The following is a 20,239-nucleotide window of genomic DNA, read 5'->3' on the forward strand; positions in this document are numbered from 1 at the left end:
CTCCGGTCGAGCAACCGCGATCCCAGCAGCCCCGACGGCATTCCGGTCGGGCTTGCGGAAACACAGGGCCGGCGCAGTAACCAGGGCCGGCAGATGGTGTAGCAGTTCCTTCGGGGCCCTGGTGCCAATGGCACCAGGGCCCCTCCCCGTGTTCCACAGAGAGGTGCGATGACCGCAGACGACTCCTACGGCCGACTCGACGACGAGGACTACCCCGCCTACACGATGGGCCGGGCCGCCGACATGCTCGGCACCACCCAGGGCTTCCTGCGCGCCATTGGCGAAGCGCGCCTCATCACCCCGCTGCGCTCCGCGGGCGGGCACCGCCGCTACTCCCGCTACCAGCTGCGCATCGCCGCCCGGGCCCGGGAACTCGTCGACCAGGGCACCCCCGTCGAGGCCGCCTGCCGCATCATCATCCTCGAAGACCAACTCGAGGAAGCCCAGCGCATCAACGCCGAGTACCGCCGCGCGGTCGAATCAGCGAACCAGAAGGCCGCGGCCTGAGACGGCCACCACCTGTAGCCCGCCCAGGAACGCCGCGGCTGCCGCCCGCACGGCTGCCCGCATGCGGTGAGGGCCCGTCCCGAGCCAGAGGCGGCAGCCCCGAAGCAGCGGGCCGGGTCGGGTCGGGGCGGGTACGGGAGTCCGTACCCGCCTGTGTGCATGTGCGGCCCGGGTGTCCGCACCGCGCCGCACGCCCGTCGCCCCCGTCGGCGGCGTGCCGTCCCGGCCGAGTGTGGTGAATCGCAGGTCTGGTAGGCGTTCCGGGACGTCGGGAGGGGCGGAGTCGAGTGCGGGCCCTTTCCTACTCCCCGTTCAGTGGCGCGCGCACGGCCCGGCAGTGAGTGGCGTACTGGCGTCGGCCGACGGCCTTCCACAGCAGGCGGCCGATCAGCGGGGCCTTGCCGAGGAAGTGGGCGCGCTCCTGCGGTGTGGCCTCTTCGAGGATCGCGCCGAGGGCGAGCATGAGCTTGTTCCCGGGTATCCGCTCCAGTCCGCGTCGTCCGACCAGGTCCCACTCGGCGACCGTCAGGTGCTCGGCGATCAGGGGAAGGACCAACCGCTCCTCGTCGTCGAGGTGTTCGAGCAGCGCGGTACGGTGCTCGTCCAGCGCCAGCGCCAGTTCCTCCCCGGCGATACAGTCCCCGGCCTGCTCCCACAAGGGTGTCCACTCGGTGACGGCCGCCAGGCTCCGGTCGATGCGCTGGTGCTGCTCCTCCATCCTGGCGACCAGTTCCCTGACGGCCGGTCCGTCGTCCTGCGCGGCGCGGGCACGCAGCAGCGGCCAGACAAGCTCGTCCTCGACGGCGTGGTGGTGGTGCAGACCTGACATGTAGTCGCGCAGGGAGTCCGCGACCTTCCTCGCGCGTGCCGTCCCGCCGTCGGGCACGGCGCGTACCAGCCGGGGGAGGAACGCCGACTCGCGGCGGAAGACCCGGTGGACCACGACCATCTCGTGGGTGTACGGCCGCTCGGTGGCGGGAAGTTCGTCAGTCGTGCTGCTGGGGGACACGCTTGCTAGCTCCAACGACTCGGATATCGGCAACAGCCTCCCAGGGTGCTGCTGTGTGCTTGTCGGTTGCTTGGGGCCGGACTTGGCGGGCCGATGCGCACCGCGTTTATCGTCTGTTGACAGACCGCGCCGATGGTTCGGGTAGATTCCCGCGGCGTGCTGCGTATTCGAGTCCTTGGTTCGCTGGGCGCCGACGTCGGAGGGAAGCCGGCCGAACTGGGCGCTCCGCGGCAGCGAGCCGTCCTGGCGCTGTTGACAGCGGCCCGCGGCAGCGTCGTGCCGGTCGACCGGATGACGGACGGGCTGTGGCGGGGGGTACCGCCGGCGAAGGCCATGGTGTCCCTGCACACCTACGTCTCGAACCTGCGCCGATCGCTCGAACCGGGGCGGCCTCCCCGCACCCCGGCGAGCGTCCTGGTCACCGCTCCTCCCGGCTACGCCCTGCGGCTGCCCGAGGACGCGGTGGACGCCTGGCGGTTCGAGGCCTGGGTGAGCCGTGCCCGTCGCGCGCCGGCCGAGGAGGCCCGCGTACTGCTCGCCGAGGCGCTCGGGTGGTGGCAGGGGCCGGCCTTCGCGGAACACGCGGACGAGGCGTGGGCCGCGTCGGAGGCGGCCCGGCTGACCGAGCTTCGTGCCGAGGCCCGTGAACTCGCCGTAGCGTCAGATCTTCGCACCGGACACCTGGCCGAGGCGGCGCCGGCGGCCGAAGCCCTCGTGAGGGAGAGCCCGTTGCGGGAGGAGGGATGGCGTCTGCTCGCCCTCGCCCACTGGGCCTGCGGCCGGCAGGCCGACGCGCTCTCCTCGCTGCGCCGTGCCGCGGGGGTCCTGCGCGACGAACTCGGCTGCGACCCCGGCCCGGCACTGGTGGAGCTGGAGCGCGCCGTGCTCGCCCAGCGACTCGATGTGCTGCGCGTGTCCGTACCGGAGCCGACGCCCGTTGTCGTCGAACCGCCGCGGGGCGGGCGCGACCTGTTCGTCGGCAGGAGCGGTGAACTGCGCGCCGTGGACGCCGCCGCGCGGGCCGCCCGGCACGGGGGTGGCGTGGTGCTGGTCACCGGCGAGGCCGGTGCCGGAAAGTCCGCGCTCCTCGACCGGCTCGGCGGCCGTCTGCGGTCCGACCGCTGGAAGGTGGTGATCGGGCGCTGCCCGGAGTACGAGGGTGCGCCGCCCGCCTGGGCATGGGTGGAGGCGCTCGGCGCGCTCGCCCGGGACGTGACTCCCGCGCGGACCGAGGAGCTGGCGATGCTGCTGCGCGAGCCGGAGAACATGGCCGCCACGACCCGCGACGAGGCGACCGCGGGACGCTTTCGGATGCATCGCGCGTTCGAGGCGTGGCTGCGGGCGGCGGCCACCGAGTCGCCGCTCGCCGTCGTCCTGGAGGATCTGCACCGCGCCGACAGCGAGACGCTCGCCCTGCTCGAATCGGCGGCCTCGATCGGCGGCGTCCCCCTGCTCATCGTCGCCAGCTACCGCCCCGCCGAGGTGGGGGAGAACCTGGTGAAAACCCTCGCCAACCTCGCCCCCGGCGCCCCGCACCGGATCGCGCTCCGTGGCCTGTCGCCGCGGGACGTCGCCACCGTGGTCGACGCCGTCTGCGGTGAGCCCGTGGACGCGGCGACGCTGACGGCACTCGCCGAACGTACCGGCGGTAATCCGTTCTACGTACTGGAGAGCGCGCGCCTGCTGGCCAGCGAGGGCGCGCTGGTCGCGATCTCCGAGGTCCCGCAGGGCGTACGCGACGTCCTGCGCCGGCGCCTGGCCCTGCTGCCCGCCGGGGCCCGGTCCGCCGTACGGCTCGCGGCCGTCATGGGCCTGGAGGCCGATGTGGCCCTCCTCGTCGACGCGGCCGACACCGGCGAGGACGAGGTGTTGGACGGGCTCGAGGCGGCGCTGGCCGCGGATCTGCTGACCGAGCCGCGATCCGGGCGCGTCCGGTTCGTACACGCGCTGGTCCGCGACACCGTGTACACCGACCTGTCCGGCGTACGGCGTTCCAGCCTGCACTCCCGCATCGCCCAGGTCCTGCGCCGGCACCGCCCGGACGACCTCGCCGCGCTGGCCCACCACTTCGCCCGCTCGGGCAGCCTCGCGAACGCGCCCCTGGCCGTCGACTACGCGCTGCGGGCGGCCGAGTCGGCCGAGCGACGCTACGCCCACGACGTCGCCGTGGGGCTGATCCAGCAGGCGATCGACGTACACACCGCTGCCGCGGGCGACCTCGACACACAACCCGAGCGCACGGTCGGCCTGTTGGTACGGCTGCTCGGCGCGCAGGTCCGGGCCGGTTCCACGGACGCGGCCCGGCGCACCCGGCAGCACGCGGTCGAACTGGCCGAGCGGGCCGGGCGGCGCGACCTGGTCGCCGCGGTCTACGGCGCCTCGATCGAGCCCTCCCCCTGGCACAGCAGGCTGGGCGGCGCCCACGACCCCGCCGTGCTGGCCCGGCTGGAGGAACTGGCGTGCGATCCGGACCTGGACGACCGGACCCGTACCGGCGTGCTGCAGGCACTCGTCGACACGGTGGCGGCCGAGGACGCGCCACGGGCCCTGGACGCGGCGCGCACACAGCTGCGGCTCGCCCGCGCGAACGGTGAACCGCGCCTGCTGGCCGCCGCGTTGATGACGTCCGCCAGACTGCTCCCGCACGAGGTGCAGACCGAGGCACGCACCCCGTTGGTCACCGAACTCCGGGAGCTCGCCGGCGAGCACGACCTCCCGGCCTACGGCTGGGTGTGCCGGCACTTCGACGCCATGACCGCCGCCGCCCGCAACGACCCGGCCGAGGTGCGCCGCCACACCGCGGAAGGACTGACCCTCGCGCGCCGCTACCGGATGCTGTGGGCACAGGGCGCCAACGCCGCGAGCCTGGCCATGCTGGCGGGCGTCAGGGGCCGCTTCCAGGAGGCGGAGGACCGGTACGCGGAGGCCGACGAGCTGCTGCGGCGCGTCGGGGCGCACCACGCGAAGGGTCTGCGCACGCTGGGACTGACCACCATCCGGCTCGCCCAGGGCCGTACGGCCGAGATCGAGCCGGTGATGCGCGGCGTGTACGAGTCGGTCGGCGCCCCCGTCGGAGTGGCGCTCGCCCTCATACTGGCCCGCCTCGGCAGGTTCGACGAGGCGCGTGCCGTGAGCTTTCCCGCGCGGCCCGTGGCCGACCACCTCTACGGGGTGGAACTCGACTATCGCTCCGAACTCGCCGTCCTCCACGCCGACTTCGACACCGCGTCCGTACTGACCGGGCATCTGCTGGCCATCCGGGAACAGCTCGCCGGTGCGGCCGGCGCGGCTTATGCGACCCGTCCTCTCGCCCATGCCCTCGCCGACCTGTACCGCCTCCTGGGCGAGGACCGGGCCGCGGCCGAGAACTACGCCCTGGCCGAACGCACCGCGCGCGCCTGGGGCTCGCTCCACCTCGCCGAGAGTGCGTGCCGGGCCGCCGCGGAACTGTCCGCGGCCCGGGCACGACGGCGGACCTTCGCGACGTAGTCCCCTGACGGCGAGCCGTTCAGGGGACTGGCAGGACGCCCGTTCCGGGGGTGGCGCTGAACGGCGGAGGGATACGGCTCTACGGCGCCGTCGCGTCGGCGGTGGCCGCCGACCGGTCCCGGTCGTGCGGTTCGCGCGTTGTCGCTGCGGGAGATGCGGGAGATTCGGGCGGTCCCGGCCGGGTGCGGTGGCGGGTGGCCAGGGTCCAGGCGGTGGCGGTGAGCGCGGTCACCGTGAGGGCGGTCAGCATCAGCGTGGTGTGGGATCCGGCGCCGTCCGCGGTCCGGGCCACGGGGTTGGGCAGGCCGAGGCGGTCGGCCAGCCAGCCGAGGGCCGCCGTGCCGGTGAGCAGGGCGCCGGTCACCCGTAGCGCGGGCTGGACGCGCAGACGGGCGAGGACCAGCAGCGAGGGCAGGGCGAGGCAGACCAGCAGGAGCTGGACCAGCTCGATGCCCAGGTTGAAGCCGAGGAGGCTGGTCACGAGCTGCCCGGTGGACAGGTGCATCTCGGCCAGGACGAAGGAGAACGCCATGCCGTGGCCGAGCCCGAAGACCCCGGCGACGAGCGCCTCCCTGCCCGGGAAGAGGGGGCGGACGGCGTGGATCGCGCCGACGAGGATGCTCGCGGCGATGAACGCCTCGACGGGGCGGCCCGGGATGTCCAGACGGCCGAGCGCGGTGGCGGCCAGCGCGACGGAGTGCCCGGCGGTGAAGGCGAGCGTGATGCGGCCGATCCGGCCGAGCGCGGTCCGGCCGCCGACCAGGCCGGCCCAGCGCCGTCCGGTGGCCGCGAGCGGCGCGGGCAGGAGCAGGATCAGCAGGAACAGCAGGTGGTCGGTGCCGGTGAGGATGTGGTCGCCGCCCAGCTTCACCATGGCGACGAAACCGCGCCAGGCGCTGCCTTCGCCGAGGTCGACCTTGAGGGTCGGGACGGTCATGGTCCGGGTGTCGGTCCGGATGGTGCCGACCTGGGTGGTGCCCTCGCCGTCGACCTGCCCGGCGGCCCAGTCCTGACGCACCGTCACCAGGACGGTGTGCGTGACGACTTGGTGGACGATGACGTCGTAGCCGAAGGTGAAGTTGCGTACGTCGGTGCCGGCCGGCGGGGTGAGCACGGCCTCGGCGACCAGCTCGCGGTAGGGGCCGGTGGAGGTCTGCTCGGTGCTGCTGAGACTGAGGCCGCCGATGCTGACCTGCCAGGCCCCGCCCTGGGCGGTGACCGGGTGGATGTGCTCGGCGAGGTAGGTCCGGACGGCCTTGGCCTGCTGGGTCGGTGCGGTGGTCTCGGTGGCGCTGCTCAGATCGATCCCGCTGGCCCGGGAGAAGTCGTCGGTCGGCAGTTCCAGGCGGGCGTTCACCGAGGTCTGGTGCACGTCGAGCTCCACCACCGAGTGCGGCATCGGATGCGCGGCGGCCGGCGACGCCCCGGTGAGGAGCGCCGCCGGCACCACGATCGCGATCCCGGCCACCAGACGCAGTGCTGTGGTCAGCCAGTTTCGCGGTCGGGTCATGAGAAGGAGAACTCGCTTCCGTAGTCGCGGGTGTGGTCCCGGTACACGGTGTGGTAGTGGACCTTGTCCTGGTAGACGAAGCCGTTCTGGCAGACGAACTCGATCCAGACGCTCGGGCCGTCGATCCGGACGTAGTCGCCCTGGGTGTCCAGACCGGTGCCGCCGGAGTAGGAGACGAAGGTCTGGTCGAGCTCACGCGCGTACGTCTTCGTGAGCTTTGCCGCGGTGGCGTTGTCCACGTCGGCGATCCAGGGGTGGATCGCCTCCAGGACCAGCTTCTTCTGCTTCGGTGACAGGGAGCTCGCCTTGATGCCCTCCTTGGTCTCCGGGAACTGGCCGTCCTCGCCCGGGCCGAGCAGTACGTCGCTGAACGACTCGGACAGCTTGGCCTTGGCCAGCTGCTCCGTGCTGAGGCTGCTGGTCAGCTTGAGCAGGCCGTCGCGGAAGTTCGCCAGCGGCTCGTACGTGGTGCCGTCGTCCGCGGTCCAGCTGGTGGGCTCGACGCCGGTGAAGAACGGGCTGGCGCCGGACACCCTGCCGTTCTTGTAGGTGATGTTCACGGCGAGGTGGTGGCCGCCGAAGTGCAGCTGCCAGGTGCCGTCCGCCGACGGGGTGCCCAGGAAGGCCAGGAAGTAGATGTCACTGCCGTACCCGCCACCGGCGCCGCCGCCCGGGGCGCCGGACGGCGGAGCGCCCGTCGGGGCGTCGGTGGCCGAGGCGCTCGGGTCCGCCGAGGCGGTGGCGGAGGGGTCGGCCGAGGTGGACTCGGAGGGGTCCGCCGAAGCGGTGGCCGAGGCGTCGGTCGACGTGCTGCTCGACGGCGCGGAGGGACCGGAGCCGGAGCTCTCCGCCGCGGCCAGCTGGTCGTCGGCGAGGAGGGTCTGCAGGACGTGCTCGTAACCGGTGTCCTTACCGGTCCCGAGGGCCGCCTTCAGCACGTTCTTCAGGGCGGCCAGTTGGTCGTCGCTCAGCGAGCCGGTCTGGATGCCCGGCCGGCAGGACGAGCCGCACGGCAGGTTCGACCAGGAGGTCGCGTTCGCCTGGGAGAAGTCCAGAACCGTCGCCGCCTGCTGGTCGGAGTCCAGCGTGTTCAGGAACGTGTTGGCGGCGCTGACCACGGCCGCGACGCCGGTGGCCTTCTTGTCGACCGGGAAGTGGACGCCGGCCTTCTTGGCGGCGCCCGTGGTCGTGGCGGCGTTGGCCGCCACGAAACCGCCACCGACGAGGACCACACCTGCGGCCACCCCGGCGACACCCCGCCAAGTCCGTCGGCTACGCGCCTGACGTGTTCTCTCTCTGCTCACGAACAGCTCCCTGATGGCAAGAATGGGAACGGTGTTCCGACTCGGGGGCCGGCACCGTTCAGGACACGCGCGCGCTTGAGCAGAGAAATATCAGCAAGATTGATGACGGCTCAATACGCGAGTCCCGGGGAGCGTCCCATTTGGATGGCGTACACCTCATATTGAGGGGAATTACTTGGCTTGTTGACAGGTTGCTCTTATCCCCGCTTCAGGCGCCGGGACGGACTCGCATGACGACCCGCACCTCAGGTGTGGCAAGTGCTCGCTTCGCCGACAGGGAGCCATGTCCCGGGGTATCGAGGGCCACGCCGACCCCGGCGAGGTCCCGTCCGGGTGTCACCGGGAAGAGGGAATCCGCGAGGGAATCACTGTTCCGCTCCGGAATTCCGGAGAACATTTTCGGATCCGGAATTTCGGATACCGTAAGAGATTCGGGTCCGCCGTGATTTCCGTTGCGATTCCAGTATTGAATGGCCTTCGAGGCTCCACCTGTTCCGCAAGGGCGAGCTGACCAGGGCATCCACGGTGGAGCAGTGACTTTCCGAGCAACAGGCGATACCGCCGACGTCGTTTCTCGCCCACGACGGGATCGGCGCGTCAGCGCCCTGCCCGCCGACAGCCCGCCGAACGGCCGCCCCGGCTCCGCCGCCCGATGAACGCTCCGGGGCCGGTGAAAGAGTCCGGCGTATTTCGGAACTGTCACGGGTCTTGTCACCGGTGCGGGCGTCGTGCAAGTGTCCGGCCATGGTTACGTAACCATGGCCGGTTTACGCGGGTCCGAGTGTCTGTATCCGGGCCCTGGTTCATCACTGCCTCGGCTCAGGCGGCGAACCCGCACTCCGCCCTCCGCGATTCCCGTCACTGGAGACGACATGACCAAGACCCCGACGAGGTCGAGAAGACTGGCCAGTGTGCTCACGGCCGCCTTCGGCGCGACACTCATGTTCCTGACCGCCCCGGCCCCCGCCCTCGCCCAGTCGGCCCCCGAGAGTTCGGCCGCCCCGCACGCGTCGGCGAAGCCCTCGTCGAAGAGCCGTACCAGTGACTTCCGCGGGGTGAACTGGGCGGACCCGCGCGACAACTACGCCAGTGACGCCGTGGTGCCCAGCGGTCTGAAGGTGACCGACAACTACCGCACCGTGTACCGCACCACGGATCACATGGTGCGCGGCTTCAAGAAGAACCTGGGCGCCAACACCCTGCGACTGCCGATCAACCCGGCGACCGTCGGCACCACCTGGTGGAAGTCGTACCGGGCGACGATCGACGCGGCCACGGACTACGGCGACAAGGTCATCGTCAGCTACTGGGAGGCCGACTCCAGCAAGGACGGGCTGGTCGACGACACGGCCGCCTGGAAGAAGATGTGGAACACGGTGGTGCGGGAGTACAAGCACAACCCGCGTGTCTACTTCGAGCCGATGAACGAGCCGCACGGCTACACCCTGGACCAGTGGGTGTCCGTGACCAGCGGCTGGCTCGCCCAGTACAAGGACGTACCGCGCGGCCGTGTCGTGATCAGCGGCACCGGCTACAACGACAACGTCACCGGTGTCGGCGCGGCCCGCGCACTGCGGGGAACGCTGCTGTCGCTGCACTTCTACGGCTTCTGGGCCAGCTACACCCAGCAGGCGGACTGGGTGGCCGACCTCGAAGCCCGGATCGGCAAGTACGCGGGCCGGACCATCATCGACGAGGCCGGTTCCCCGATGACCATCGGGCTGAACTACGGCGCCTGGAACGGCAACATCTACACCTCGTACCTCGCGGCGGTGGCCAACACCGCCCGCAGCAAGGGGATGGGCCTGGTGTACTGGCCGGGGCTGCGGTTCGGCGACGCCTACTCGATCGAGTCGCTGGACACCAAGGGCAACCTGGTGGACAACAGCGCCACCGGAGTCGCGCTGCTGCGCTGGGGCTACGGTTTCGGCAAGAAGGCGCCTGTCAACAACCTGCCGCCCGCGCCTCCCGGCGAGGTCCTGCGCGGAGTGGGCTCCACCCGCTGCGTGGACGTGCCCGGCTTCAGCACGACCAACGGCACCCAGCTCGACCTCTGGGACTGCAACGCGGGCGGCAACCAGATCTGGAACTGGAACGCGGACAAGCAGCTCACCGTCTACGGCAACAAGTGCATGACGGTGGGAGGCACCGGAGCCACGGCGGGAGATCCCGTGGTCATCTCCGACTGCACCGGCGCGACGGCACAGCAGTGGAACGTGAACGCCGACCTCTCCGTGACCAGCGTCGCGAACCCGGCGCTGTGCCTGGACGCGGCCGGAGCGGGCACCGGCAACGGCACGTCGGTCGATGTCTGGTTCTGCAACGGAAGCACCAACCAGCAGTGGGCCAGGAGCTGATTCCGGCACCTGTTCCCCTCGACCACCGGCTCGTCGACTGAACTCGACCACTGACGCCGGTCAGCGCCGCCGCACTTCGCCCCCGGGCGAGGCCGGCGGCGCTCCCGTGCTCGCGCGGACCACCAGCCGGGTCGGGACCAGGGTCCTGTCGACCGTGTCGGGCCCGGTGCGGCCGATCTTGCTCAGCAGCTTCTGAAGGCTGAGCCGGCCGACCGCGGCGAAGTCCTGCCGCACGGTGGTCAGCGGCGGCCAGAAGGCATGGGTCTCCTCCATGTCGTCGAACCCCACCACACTGACGTCGTCGGGAATCCGGCGGCCGAGTTCGTGCAGGGCACGCATGACACCGAGCGCCATGTGGTCGTTCGCGGCGAAGATGGCCGTGACCTCCGGTCTTCGCCCCAGGGTCAGCCCGTGCCGGTATCCGGACCGGGTGGTCCAGTCGCCGTACAGCACCGGGGGCGCGGCGATGCCGGCCTGTTGCAGGGTGCGCCGCCAGGACTCGACCCGGTGGGTCGCGGAGTACGAGGTCGGGGGCCCGGCGATGTGCCATACCTGCTGGTGGCCGAGTTCCAGCAGATGTTCCGTCGCCTGCCGGGCGCCCTGTGCCTGGTCGGTGTCCACCACGGTGTAGCCGGGGCCGGTGTCGGAGTCGACGACCACCATCGGAATCCCCGGTGGGAGGCTGAACTCCGCATCGTCCAGGAGATGGGCCTCGAAGATGAGGATCACTCCGTCGACGGCTGCCTCACTGAGCCGGTCGTAGGCACCGGAAACCCTGCCCATGGTCGGGTCCGACACGGGGATGAGGGTGACGGCGTACTTGGCGCGTGCGGCTTCCTCGGCGATGGCGTCGAGAGTGCGCGTGTTTCCGAACGTCCTGAGCGTGAAGGTGATGACACCGATCGTGTTGAACCGCCCGCTCTTGAGCGCGCGTGCGGCTCCGTTCGGCCGGTAGCCCAGCGCCTGCATCGACTCGACGACCCGCTGCCTGGTCGCCGGGTCGACGTTGGTGTGTCCGTTGGACACGCGCGAAACCGTCTGCGGCGCGACACCCGCGTGCCGGGCGACGTCCGCCATCGACGGCCGGGGCCGTCCGGACATGGGCTTGTCCCCAATCGCCATGATCCCTTGTTTCCCCTGTTTCTCGGGCCCTGACAACAGCCTAGGCCCACTCCCCGGGCGCGCCGTAGCGGACGGGACCGGGTGGGGCGCTGTCAAGGGACCGGCCCGCGGGCGGCCGGGAAAATCATCCGCGTCGGGGGGCAACCTTTCCGGTGTTCCGCGACCACTGACGAGTCGAAGGCCCCGCACACGGGAGCTTCACACACCGCAAGCGTTCCGCCACCACGTAAGGACTCATCCGTGGCTTCCCCTTCGCATCGCCGCTCACTCCGCACGCGCCGCACGGTTCTGGTCTCCACAGCGGCCGTGGCCGCCGCGGGTCTCGGTGCCGCCGTGTTCGCCATGAACGCGAGCGCGGGTGCCGTCGACCTGGCTCACCAGGTGCTGCCCGCCAAGGACGGGTGGGCCGCCTCCGGCGCCGGCACGACCGGTGGCGCGCGGGCCGACGCCGCGCACGTCCTCACCGTCAGCACCCGCGCGCAGCTGGTGAAGGCGCTGGGCAGCGCGACCAACTCGACGGCGAAGATCATCAAGATCAAGGGCACCATCGACGCCAACACGAACGACGCGGGCAAGAAGCTGACCTGCGCCGACTACGCGGCCGGTACGGGATACTCGCTCGCCGCCTATCTGAAGGCGTACGACCCGGCCACGTACGGCCGTTCGAAGCTGCCCTCGGGTACGCAGGAGAAGGCGCGGGCCGCCGCCCAGGCCGCGCAGGCGAAGAACATCGTCTTCAAGGTGCCGGCCAACACCACCATCGTGGGCGTGCCGGGCACCAAGGCCGGGATCACCGGCGGCAGTCTCCAGGTGAAGGGCGTCGACAACGTCATCATCCGCAACCTGAGCTTCAGCGCCACCGAGGACTGCTTCCCGCAGTGGGACCCGACGGACGGTTCGACCGGCAACTGGAACTCCGCGTACGACGCCGTCACCCTGCGCGGGGCGACCCATGTGTGGGCCGACCACAACTCGTTCACCGACGCGCCCCACCTCGACAGCACCAACCCGAAGTACTACGGCCGGGAGTACCAGATCCACGACGGCGCCCTCGACATCACCAACGGCTCCGACCTGGTGACCGTCGAGCGCAACCAGTTCACCAACCATGACAAGACCATGCTGATCGGCAGCAGCGACAAGGACAGCGTCGGCAAGCTGCGGGTCTCCATCCACCACAACGTGTGGAAGGGCATCGTCCAGCGTGCCCCGCTGGCCCGGATCGGCCAGGTCCACATCTACAACAACTACTTCGACACGACGACCCTGGGTGGCTACGCGCCCCTCTACACGGTCAACTCCCGGGCCAAGGCGCAGGTCGTCGCCGAGTACAACGCCTGGAAGGTCCCCGCCGGCGGCAAGACAGCGAAGCTGCTGAGCGGCGACGGCACCGGCTCGGTCGCGGGCACCGGCAACCTCGTCAACGGCACGGCGACGGATCTCGTGGCCGCGTACAACGCCGCGAGCTCCAAGAAGCTGAAGACGACGGTCAACTGGAAGCCGGCCCTGACGGCAGGCCTCCAGACGACCGCGAAGAACCTGGCGGCGGAGCTGGCGGGGACCACGGGAGCCGGGGTTCTCTCCTAGGGAGAGAAGCGGGCCCGGGACCGGCGGTGCGACACCGTTGACCGATGCGGGCCCGGTTGCTTCGCCCCGCCGGATCTGTCCGGCGGGGCGAAGTGCTGCCGAGCGGCCGGTTACGTCACCGGGCCGCTGCCCGCCTGCGGGAAACCGTCCAGCCGAGCACGCCACCGACCAGCCCGGCCAGGGCCAGGGCGCAGCCGCCCGCTCCGAGCAGCAGATACGGGCGTACCGCGGTGTCCTCGGCGATGATCCGGGCCTGCACGCCGGACGCGGGCACGCTGCCCTGATGGTCGACGAGGTGCATTCGTGAGTCGATCGAGTCGTTGCGTTTGTCGCCCAGCAGGAACAGCCGCCCCTTCGGGACGGTCACGTAGTAGGCCAGGCCGAGTCCGTCGGGGTCGACGCCCTTCAGGTAGGGCTCTTCCAGCGCGGCGCCGTTGAGCACGATCTTCCCGTCGGTGCAGCAGGCCACCCGGTCGCCGCCGACACCGATCACCCGCCGCAGGGAGACGACCCCGTCCGGTCCCTCCGGCGAGTCGATGACGACGACGTCACCACGCCGTACCTCGCTGCCGTAGATCCGCTTGCCGTAGACCACCTCCCCGTCCGCGATCGTGGGGGTCATGCTGCTTCCGGAGTAACGGAGCACCATGACATTGGCCTTGAACAGCGCGAACGCGCTCACCACGATCAGCAGTCCCATGGTCAGGGCCACCGCACCGGCGATGAGGGCGCCGCGGCCCCGCGCGCCGGACGCCTTCGCGGGTGGCGGGGGTCCGACCGCCGTGGCCCCCGGATCCGTCCCTGTTCCCCGTATGTCGCTCTCGCTCTGCATGTCACTCTCCCCCTCGTCGCCCGCCCATCGGGTGACCGAGTGCATCGTAGAAGGCGGGTGACCCCTGCCATCGCCCCAGGGCGGACCGGCACTGATGTGCAAGATCCTCGTCCTGCGGGGCAGCGCGGCCCGCAGTGGGTTGCCCGGTTCCGGTACCGGCCGGTCAACTGGGCCCGTCATACCTCGGCAGAAGGCGGCACAGCCACCGCGAGCGCGGTGACACCCGGGCTACGAGCCCCACCAGAGCACCTGCCCACCGGCGCCGCTCTCGTCCCGCCCCCACCCTTCTCCCTCGTCGTTCTCCGTCGTCGTCCTCCCCTCCGTCATTTCTCACGGCACAGGAACCGCGTACCAAGATGATCAGCATTGGACAGCCAGTGGACGGATGCCGGGCACCGGCATCCGAGGACAGCGGTACCCGCACGGCCGGCGGTACGCGCGCGTGAGAGCCAGGATCGATCCGCTGACCATCGCGGCGATGACGGTCACCGTCGTCTCCATCTCGGCCACCGCCCCCCTCACCGCCGCCGCCACGGCCTCACCGCTCGCCATGGCCTTCTGGCGCAACTGCCTCGGCTTCGCCGTACTCGTCCCGCTCCTGCTGCTTCTGCGCCGCCGCGAGGTGGTGCGCGTCGTGCGCCGTGAGCGCGGCATCCTGCGCCGTGAACAGTGGCGGCCCCTGGTCTTCGGGTTCCTCGCCGCCACCGCACTCGCCCTGCACTTCGCGGCCTTCATGACGAGCACCCGGCTCACCTCGGTCGCCATGTCCACGGCCCTGGTGGCCACCCAGCCCGTCTGGCAGGCCCTCATCGCCGCAGGTCAGGGCGTCAAGGCCTCCCGCAGGACCTGGACGGGACTCTCGCTCTCGGTGGTGGGAGCGGCTGCCGCCGCGGGTCTCGACATCAAGTCCGGCGGTACGGCGCTCCTCGGCGACCTGCTCGCGCTGGTCGGGGCCATCGCCCAGGCCGGCTACACGGCCCTGAGCGAGAAGTCGCGCGCGGATGTGAGCACCCCGCTCTACTCGACGTTCACCTCGCTGGTCTGTGGCATGGAACTCCTCGCCGTCTGCTGGCTGGCCGACATCCCGCTGACCGGCTTCGACAGGTCCACCCAGCTGTCGCTGCTCGGACTGCTGCTCCTCCCGCAGATCCTGGGGCTCGGCTCACTCAACTTCGTCCTCGGCAGAACCTCGGCGACGACGATGAGCGTCCTGCTCCTGCTGGAGACCCCCGTGGCCGCGCTCGCCGCCTGGTGGTTCATGGACCAGAACGTCGCGATCGCCACGATCCCCGGGCTGCTGCTGATCATCGTCGGCGTCACGGTCGTGGTGACCAGCGGCGGGGAGCAGCTCGCGTCGGCACCGGACGACCTCGGCGTGGCGATACCGCGGCCGGCGTATCCCCCGCACATACCCCAACCGACGCCTGTGGCACGGCATCTGACGTTCCGTCGCAAGGTGAGGCGGGACCCCCGGCTGGACTGGGCGACGTACACCGAGCATCCGACGGTCACGCTCACCTATCACGGTGCCGGGGCGTTCGACACCCTGCATATGCGCAAACCGCGCCCCCCGCTGGAAGAGGAACCGTTCGTCGACGATCCCACCGTGTCACTCGCGGTCCCCACCCGGCGACGCTGAACGCTCATGGCCCGGAGGGGCCCGGCCGTGGGCCCCTCTCGGCATCGACGGTGGCGCGGCCGGTCGCCGCGAGGAGTGCGAGCAGCGCGAGTGCGGTCAGCAAGGCGATGACCAGCAGCAGGACGGTCGGGGCCGTCGGCCGGTTCCAGAGCGCGAAGAGCAGGGCCACGGTCAGCAGGGCGGCCAGGGCGATCCACCGCCGGTGGGCCTCGGCCCAGATCCCCACCCGGCCGGTACGCGCCTGGTGTGCGTACGCCCATCGCGCCGCGGAGTCGGCGGCGCGCTCGGAGGCCCCCCGGGCGGCGAGCGGCAGCCGTCCCGGGCCGACCAGGTAGGCGCCCAGCGCGATGACCACACCGAGCACGATCGCCGTGCGCAGGCCGGCCCTCAGGAAGCGCAGCAGGGTGTCGAAGACGGCTGCCGCGGCGGCAGCCGACTGCACCTGGGGCGGGAGATGGTCCAGGTAGTAACGGCGGGCGACGGCCAGGACGACGGCCACGACCAGGCAGGCGAAGGCCGCGCCGAGAGCCGTACGGGCCAGGGCCCGGCGCCGCCACCGGGCCAGCAGCACACCGGCCGTACCGGTCGCCACGACCAGCACGGGCAGCCAGTTCCCGATCACGTCCAGCAGACGGGCGCCCTCGCGGATCTTCGCCAGCTGGTCGGACTGGAAGAGCACCATCTGCTTGTCGACCTCGGGGATCCCGGCGGCCGGGGACAATCCGGCCTCGACGAGCGCCTGCCTGACCTGATCGACGGCTTCGCCGACATCAAGGGTGACCGTCCCGCTGTTCACCCCCACCGCACCCCGGCCCTCGCCCGTGAGCGCGTGCACGACCCCGGCGTGGGCGGCCCGGTTGGCCTCCGTCCAGATCCGCTCGAAGCGGTCGCCGCGCACGAAACGGGTGGCCACCTTCTCGACCGTGTCGGCGACCGCCGAGTCGAGTTGCGGGCCCAGCCCCTTCACGGCCTCGGCCGCGCGCGACGGCAGCCCCTGCGACCGCAGCCAGCCCGCGATGTCCGCGGCGGCCCGGGTGCCGTCCGCCCGCACGTCGGCGGCCCGGGTGATGCGCCCGACCGCAGCGTCCTCCATCGCCGGATGCGAGGCCAGCGGCGCAACCGTCGCCACGTACCGGTCGGTGTCCAGCACGATGTCGTGCACCCACACGGTGAGCAGGGCGACCGGCACCAGGACGCAGGTGAGCACGATGAGCACCGCCGAGGCGGTGTTCCGCGTGATCCGCACGGCAGCCGAGCCATGCCCGCGGTCGCTCCCTGCCGTGTCACCCGCCTTCCCCTCCGGGGTGGCGGCGGGCTCGGACGATTCGTACGGGCTGGCGGCCATGAGGGGGCTCCAAGACGTCTTGTGCGGGTGCCTCCCTCCATTTCCGCCGCTCTACGGCGGGACGGCCTGCCCGGATGGGCCGTACGGGCCGTACGGGCCGTACGGGCACGAGTTCGGCGTGTCCGCGTCGGCGTCGGGAGGCGACCCTCGGCGGCCTGTATCAAGGAGGCCACCGGCGCGCACACGGCAGCGCGGAAGCGGATGGATCCGGAGGGCCAGAACATGAGCGGTGGCGCCTGGACTGTTGTGGCGGTGGCGGGCGTCACGGCCGCCTACGCACTGGGTTCGCGACGGCTGTCCTCGACGCCGCTGTCGTCGGCGATCGTGTTCGTCGGGTCCGGGATCCTCCTCGGGCCGGCCGCGCTCGACCTCGTCGACCTGAGACAGGACGCGGCACCGATCATCGCGCTCCTCGAAACCGCCCTGGCGCTCGTGCTGTTCACCGACGCCATGACCGTCCGCAGACGCGACCTGGTGACCGGCGGCTTTCTGCCGGGCCGACTGCTGGGCATCGGGCTGCCGCTGAGCATCGGCGCGGGCTGGCTGCTCGCCTGGCTCCTGCTGCCCGGCCTGACGGTGTGGGAACTCGCCCTGGTCGGCGCCATCCTCGCCCCCACCGACGCAGCCCTCGGCGGTACCGCCGTCTCCCATCCGCGCGTCCCGGCGCTGGTACGTCATGGCCTGAACGTCGAGAGCGGCCTGAACGACGGCATGGTGCTGCCCTTCTTCGTCCTGTTCCTGGCGGCGATTCCGGGCACGCACTACGCGGAGGAGGGCGTCGCGGGTGTCTTCTGGCGCGCACTCGTCCTGAGCACCGTGCTCGGTCTCCTCGTCGGCGGGCTCGGCGGTCGGCTGCTGCAGTGGTCCCGGGCCAGGGGATGGGCCACGGGGGAGTGGCGGCAGGCCTATCCGCTGGCCCTCGCGGCAGCCTCGTACGAACTCGCCGTCGTCACGGACGGCAGCGGCTTCATCGCCGCCTGGGCCGCCGGATTCGCCTTCGGGTTCGCCCTGCGCCGCTACCGGACCGGCCAGGTCCGGGAAGCATTCGATCAGGAAGACCCTGACCGCCCGGCCGAGTTCGCCGAGAACCTCGGGGGACTCCTCGCGGCGATCAGCCTGCTGGTCTTCGGGGCCGTGCTCCTCGGCCCCGCGCTGGAGCACCTGAACTGGCGGATCCTCCTGTACGCGGTGCTCAGTCTCACCCTCGTCAGGATGCTGCCGGTGGCCCTGTCCCTCGCCGGGAGCGGGCTGCGGCTCCCCACCGTGGCGTACGTCGGATGGTTCGGGCTGCGTGGTCTCGCCTCCGTCGTGCTGGCACTGCTCGTGGTGGAGGAGCACGTCCCCGGGGTGGAACAGCTGGGCAGGGTGGTCGCGATCACCGTCGGCCTCAGCGTCCTCCTGCACGGTGTCTCCGCCGTGGCCCTCGCCGAGCGGTACGGCCGCTGGCTCGGGAGGACCGCGACGACCACGCGCGACCTGCGCGAGGGGGATCCCGTACAGCCCGAGAAGTGAGGCGGGGAAGCCGCACGGGCGCCCAGGTCGCGGTCAGGAGCTCAGGAGTTCAGGAAGCCAGGACCTTCTCCTTGGCGTGCTGGAACTCCGTCTCGGTGAGGACACCCCTGCTCTTGAGCTCGGAGAGCTTGGTCAGCTCGTCCGCGGGACCGCCGGCGCCCGCGCGTCCCTGGATGTACGCGTCGAGCGACTCCTGCCGTGCCCGGGCGGCCTGGTGTTCCCGCTTGCCCATGTCACGGCCCCTGGCGACCAGGTACACGAAGATTCCGAGGAACGGCATGACGATCATGAAGAAGGTCCACCCCGTCTTCGCCCAGCCGCTCAGCGAGTCGTCGCGGAAGACATCGCCGATGACGCGGAACAGCAGGGAGATCCACAGGATCCACAGGAAGATCCACATCATCGTCCAGAACGCGCCGAGAAGCGGATAGTCGTATGCCAGGTACAGGTTGTCCCTCATGGTCGTCCTCCTGCCTGTGCCGTGCCTCGCGGCGCGACAGTCGTCGCCGGCCCCCTGTACGCGCTACGCGTTCAGGGCACGGACCCGGCCGGTGTGTACGGCGTCGGTGAGTCCTTGGTGGTCGCGTTCGTTCTGGTCCGCGTAGCGTTCGGCGAAGACGGCGAGCGCGCGGTCGAAGACGTCACCGCCGCCGAGGTAGGCGCCGATGGCGATACGGTCCCCGGATCTGGCGTGGGCGCGGGCGAGAGTGGCGCCGCAGAGTTCACCGAAGGCGCGCATGTCCTTGGGGGTCATGAGCTGGGGTGCGGCGATGCCCTTCCAGTCCCGCAACTGGCGTACGTAGAAGTCGCGTCGGCGTCCGTCGATCCCGGTGACGCGTGCCCAGCCGAGGCAGATGTCGCCGGCGGCCTGCATGAGGCGCTGCCCGGCGACGACCCGATGGCCCTGGTTGTCGTAGACGCTCGACCCGGCGTACGGGGCCAGCACGGACCGGTCGGCCTCCTTGGCCTGGAGCAGCAGCGGATCCTCGTCGTCCCTGCCGAGCAGCAGGATGACCCAGCAGCGGGTGCCGACACTGCCGACCCCGACCACCTTGCGGGCCATGTCGACCACCCGGTACTGCCGCAGCAGATGGCGGCGGTCGGACTGCAGGCTGTGACCGTAGAGCTCGATCAGCTCGTACAGCTGTTCCTCCAGGGCGTCGCGTTCGACGTCCGGCAGCAGATCCTGGAGCGGCACGATCAGGGGCGGGTCGGGGGCGATCCTGCGTCGGCCGTCGATCATCCGCGTGAGCTTCTCGAACGCCTGGAGGCTGTCGCGGCCACGCGCCTTGGCCATGGCCCGCCGGGTCCGCTCGCGGGCCCGCGCCCCCACCCTCCGGTCCGCCAGCTCCCACAGCACGTCCGTGTCGGCCTTTGCGTACCAGACGTCGAGATGGCCCAGGCCGGCGAAGTGGCGCATCCGCTCGCGGTAGGACCGTACGGCGGTCCGTACGACGGAGGCCCGCTCGGCATCCGTGTAGCCGTTCTCGCGGCCGGCGATGGCCAGACTGGCGGCCAGCCTCTTGACGTCCCACTCCCAGGGGCCGGGCAGGGTCTCGTCGAAGTCGTTGATGTCGAACATCAGGTGCCGCTCGGGCGAGGCGAGCAGCCGGAAGTTCAGCAGATGCGCGTCTCCGCAGAGCTGCGCGGTGAATCCCGAGCGCGGAGTGTCGGCCAGGTCACCGGCCATGATGGCGGCGGCTCCCCGGTAGAAGCGGAAGGGGGACTCCAGCATCCGGCCGTAGCGGATGGGCACGAGTTCCGGCACCCGGGCGGCGGACTGCGTCTCGATGACGTCCACCGGGTCCGGTCGCTTCACCGACGGCTGGTAGTCCGCGTGCGCGGAACGCGGTGCGTCGGCCCGCGCGGCCCGGCCCAGCGCCGCCCGCTCCTTCGGAAGTCCTCCGCCGACCTGGTCGGTCATGACGCCACCACCTCCTGAACGGAGCCGTCCCTGGAGGACACCTGCCCCGGTCCCGGCCCGTTTTGGGCCCTCCCACCGTTCCACAACCCGCACCGGCCGGCA

At 71.1% G+C, this 20,239-nt stretch carries 14 protein-coding genes; 6 read left to right on the forward strand and 8 right to left on the reverse strand.

Translation table 11 applies throughout. The features are described 5' to 3' along the window. Window positions 1-168 precede the first annotated feature (168 nt). Entirely contained in the window at window positions 169-507 is a 339-nt protein-coding gene (locus G3I56_RS04220) for a MerR family transcriptional regulator (protein WP_164407275.1), read from the forward strand. A gap of 301 nt (window positions 508-808) precedes the next feature. Here the strand turns inward: G3I56_RS04220 and G3I56_RS04225 are convergent, their stop codons facing one another. Next, entirely contained in the window at window positions 809-1,516 is a 708-nt protein-coding gene (locus tag G3I56_RS04225; protein WP_343239857.1) for a hemerythrin domain-containing protein, read from the reverse strand. Between the two features lie 156 nt (window positions 1,517-1,672). Here G3I56_RS04225 and G3I56_RS04230 point away from each other — a divergent pair, with 156 nt between their 5' ends. After that, on the forward strand, window positions 1,673-5,005 hold the full coding sequence (locus G3I56_RS04230) for a BTAD domain-containing putative transcriptional regulator (protein ID WP_343239858.1): 3,333 nt from the start codon (window positions 1,673-1,675) through the stop codon (window positions 5,003-5,005). 79 nt (window positions 5,006-5,084) lie between these two features. Here the strand turns inward: G3I56_RS04230 and G3I56_RS04235 are convergent, their stop codons facing one another. Further along, window positions 5,085-6,515, reverse strand: coding sequence for a HupE/UreJ family protein (locus tag G3I56_RS04235; protein ID WP_164407277.1), 1,431 nt, complete (start codon window positions 6,513-6,515; stop codon window positions 5,085-5,087). Beyond that, window positions 6,512-7,819 carry a DUF3500 domain-containing protein gene (locus G3I56_RS04240; protein ID WP_343239859.1) on the reverse strand — a complete coding sequence of 436 codons (1,308 nt, stop codon included), beginning with the start codon at window positions 7,817-7,819 and terminating at the stop codon, window positions 6,512-6,514. The genes G3I56_RS04235 and G3I56_RS04240 overlap by 4 nt, the downstream gene beginning before the upstream one ends. Window positions 7,820-8,691: 872 nt before the next feature. Between G3I56_RS04240 and G3I56_RS04245 the strand changes: the two genes are divergently transcribed. After that, window positions 8,692-10,176 (forward strand): ricin-type beta-trefoil lectin domain protein, encoded by a 1,485-nt coding sequence (locus G3I56_RS04245; protein WP_164407278.1) that lies wholly within the window; start codon window positions 8,692-8,694, stop codon window positions 10,174-10,176. 60 nt (window positions 10,177-10,236) lie between these two features. On the opposite strand, the gene G3I56_RS04250 is transcribed toward G3I56_RS04245, so the two are convergent. Next, window positions 10,237-11,298 carry a LacI family DNA-binding transcriptional regulator gene (locus tag G3I56_RS04250; protein ID WP_164407279.1) on the reverse strand — a complete coding sequence of 354 codons (1,062 nt, stop codon included), beginning with the start codon at window positions 11,296-11,298 and terminating at the stop codon, window positions 10,237-10,239. 240 nt (window positions 11,299-11,538) lie between these two features. Here G3I56_RS04250 and G3I56_RS04255 point away from each other — a divergent pair, with 240 nt between their 5' ends. Then, the gene (locus G3I56_RS04255; protein WP_164407280.1) at window positions 11,539-12,885 is read left to right on the forward strand and encodes a polysaccharide lyase family 1 protein; all 1,347 of its coding nucleotides are present in this window, start codon (window positions 11,539-11,541) and stop codon (window positions 12,883-12,885) included. Between the two features lie 115 nt (window positions 12,886-13,000). Here the strand turns inward: G3I56_RS04255 and lepB are convergent, their stop codons facing one another. Next, on the reverse strand, window positions 13,001-13,717 hold the full coding sequence (gene lepB, locus G3I56_RS04260) for a signal peptidase I (RefSeq protein WP_239134702.1): 717 nt from the start codon (window positions 13,715-13,717) through the stop codon (window positions 13,001-13,003). 442 nt (window positions 13,718-14,159) lie between these two features. Between lepB and G3I56_RS04265 the strand changes: the two genes are divergently transcribed. Further along, window positions 14,160-15,356, forward strand: a complete 1,197-nt coding sequence (locus G3I56_RS04265; RefSeq protein WP_164407282.1) for a DMT family transporter — start codon at window positions 14,160-14,162, stop codon at window positions 15,354-15,356. Window positions 15,357-15,360: 4 nt separating this feature from the next. Here G3I56_RS04265 and G3I56_RS04270 read toward each other — a convergent pair whose 3' ends face one another. After that, window positions 15,361-16,701: a hypothetical protein gene (locus G3I56_RS04270; RefSeq protein WP_164407283.1), complete on the reverse strand. Its 1,341-nt coding sequence runs from the start codon at window positions 16,699-16,701 to the stop codon at window positions 15,361-15,363. A 27-nt stretch (window positions 16,702-16,728) separates the two neighbouring features. Here G3I56_RS04270 and G3I56_RS04275 point away from each other — a divergent pair, with 27 nt between their 5' ends. Then, entirely contained in the window at window positions 16,729-18,213 is a 1,485-nt protein-coding gene (locus tag G3I56_RS04275) for a cation:proton antiporter (protein ID WP_343239860.1), read from the forward strand. Between the two features lie 49 nt (window positions 18,214-18,262). On the opposite strand, the gene G3I56_RS04280 is transcribed toward G3I56_RS04275, so the two are convergent. Further along, window positions 18,263-18,673: an SHOCT domain-containing protein gene (locus tag G3I56_RS04280; protein WP_164407284.1), complete on the reverse strand. Its 411-nt coding sequence runs from the start codon at window positions 18,671-18,673 to the stop codon at window positions 18,263-18,265. 63 nt (window positions 18,674-18,736) lie between these two features. Then, entirely contained in the window at window positions 18,737-20,137 is a 1,401-nt protein-coding gene (locus G3I56_RS04285; RefSeq protein ID WP_164407285.1) for a DUF2252 domain-containing protein, read from the reverse strand. Window positions 20,138-20,239 lie beyond the last annotated feature (102 nt).

Source organism: Streptomyces sp. SID12488 (assembly GCF_010548275.1).
Classification (GTDB): Bacteria; Actinomycetota; Actinomycetes; order Streptomycetales; family Streptomycetaceae; genus Streptomyces.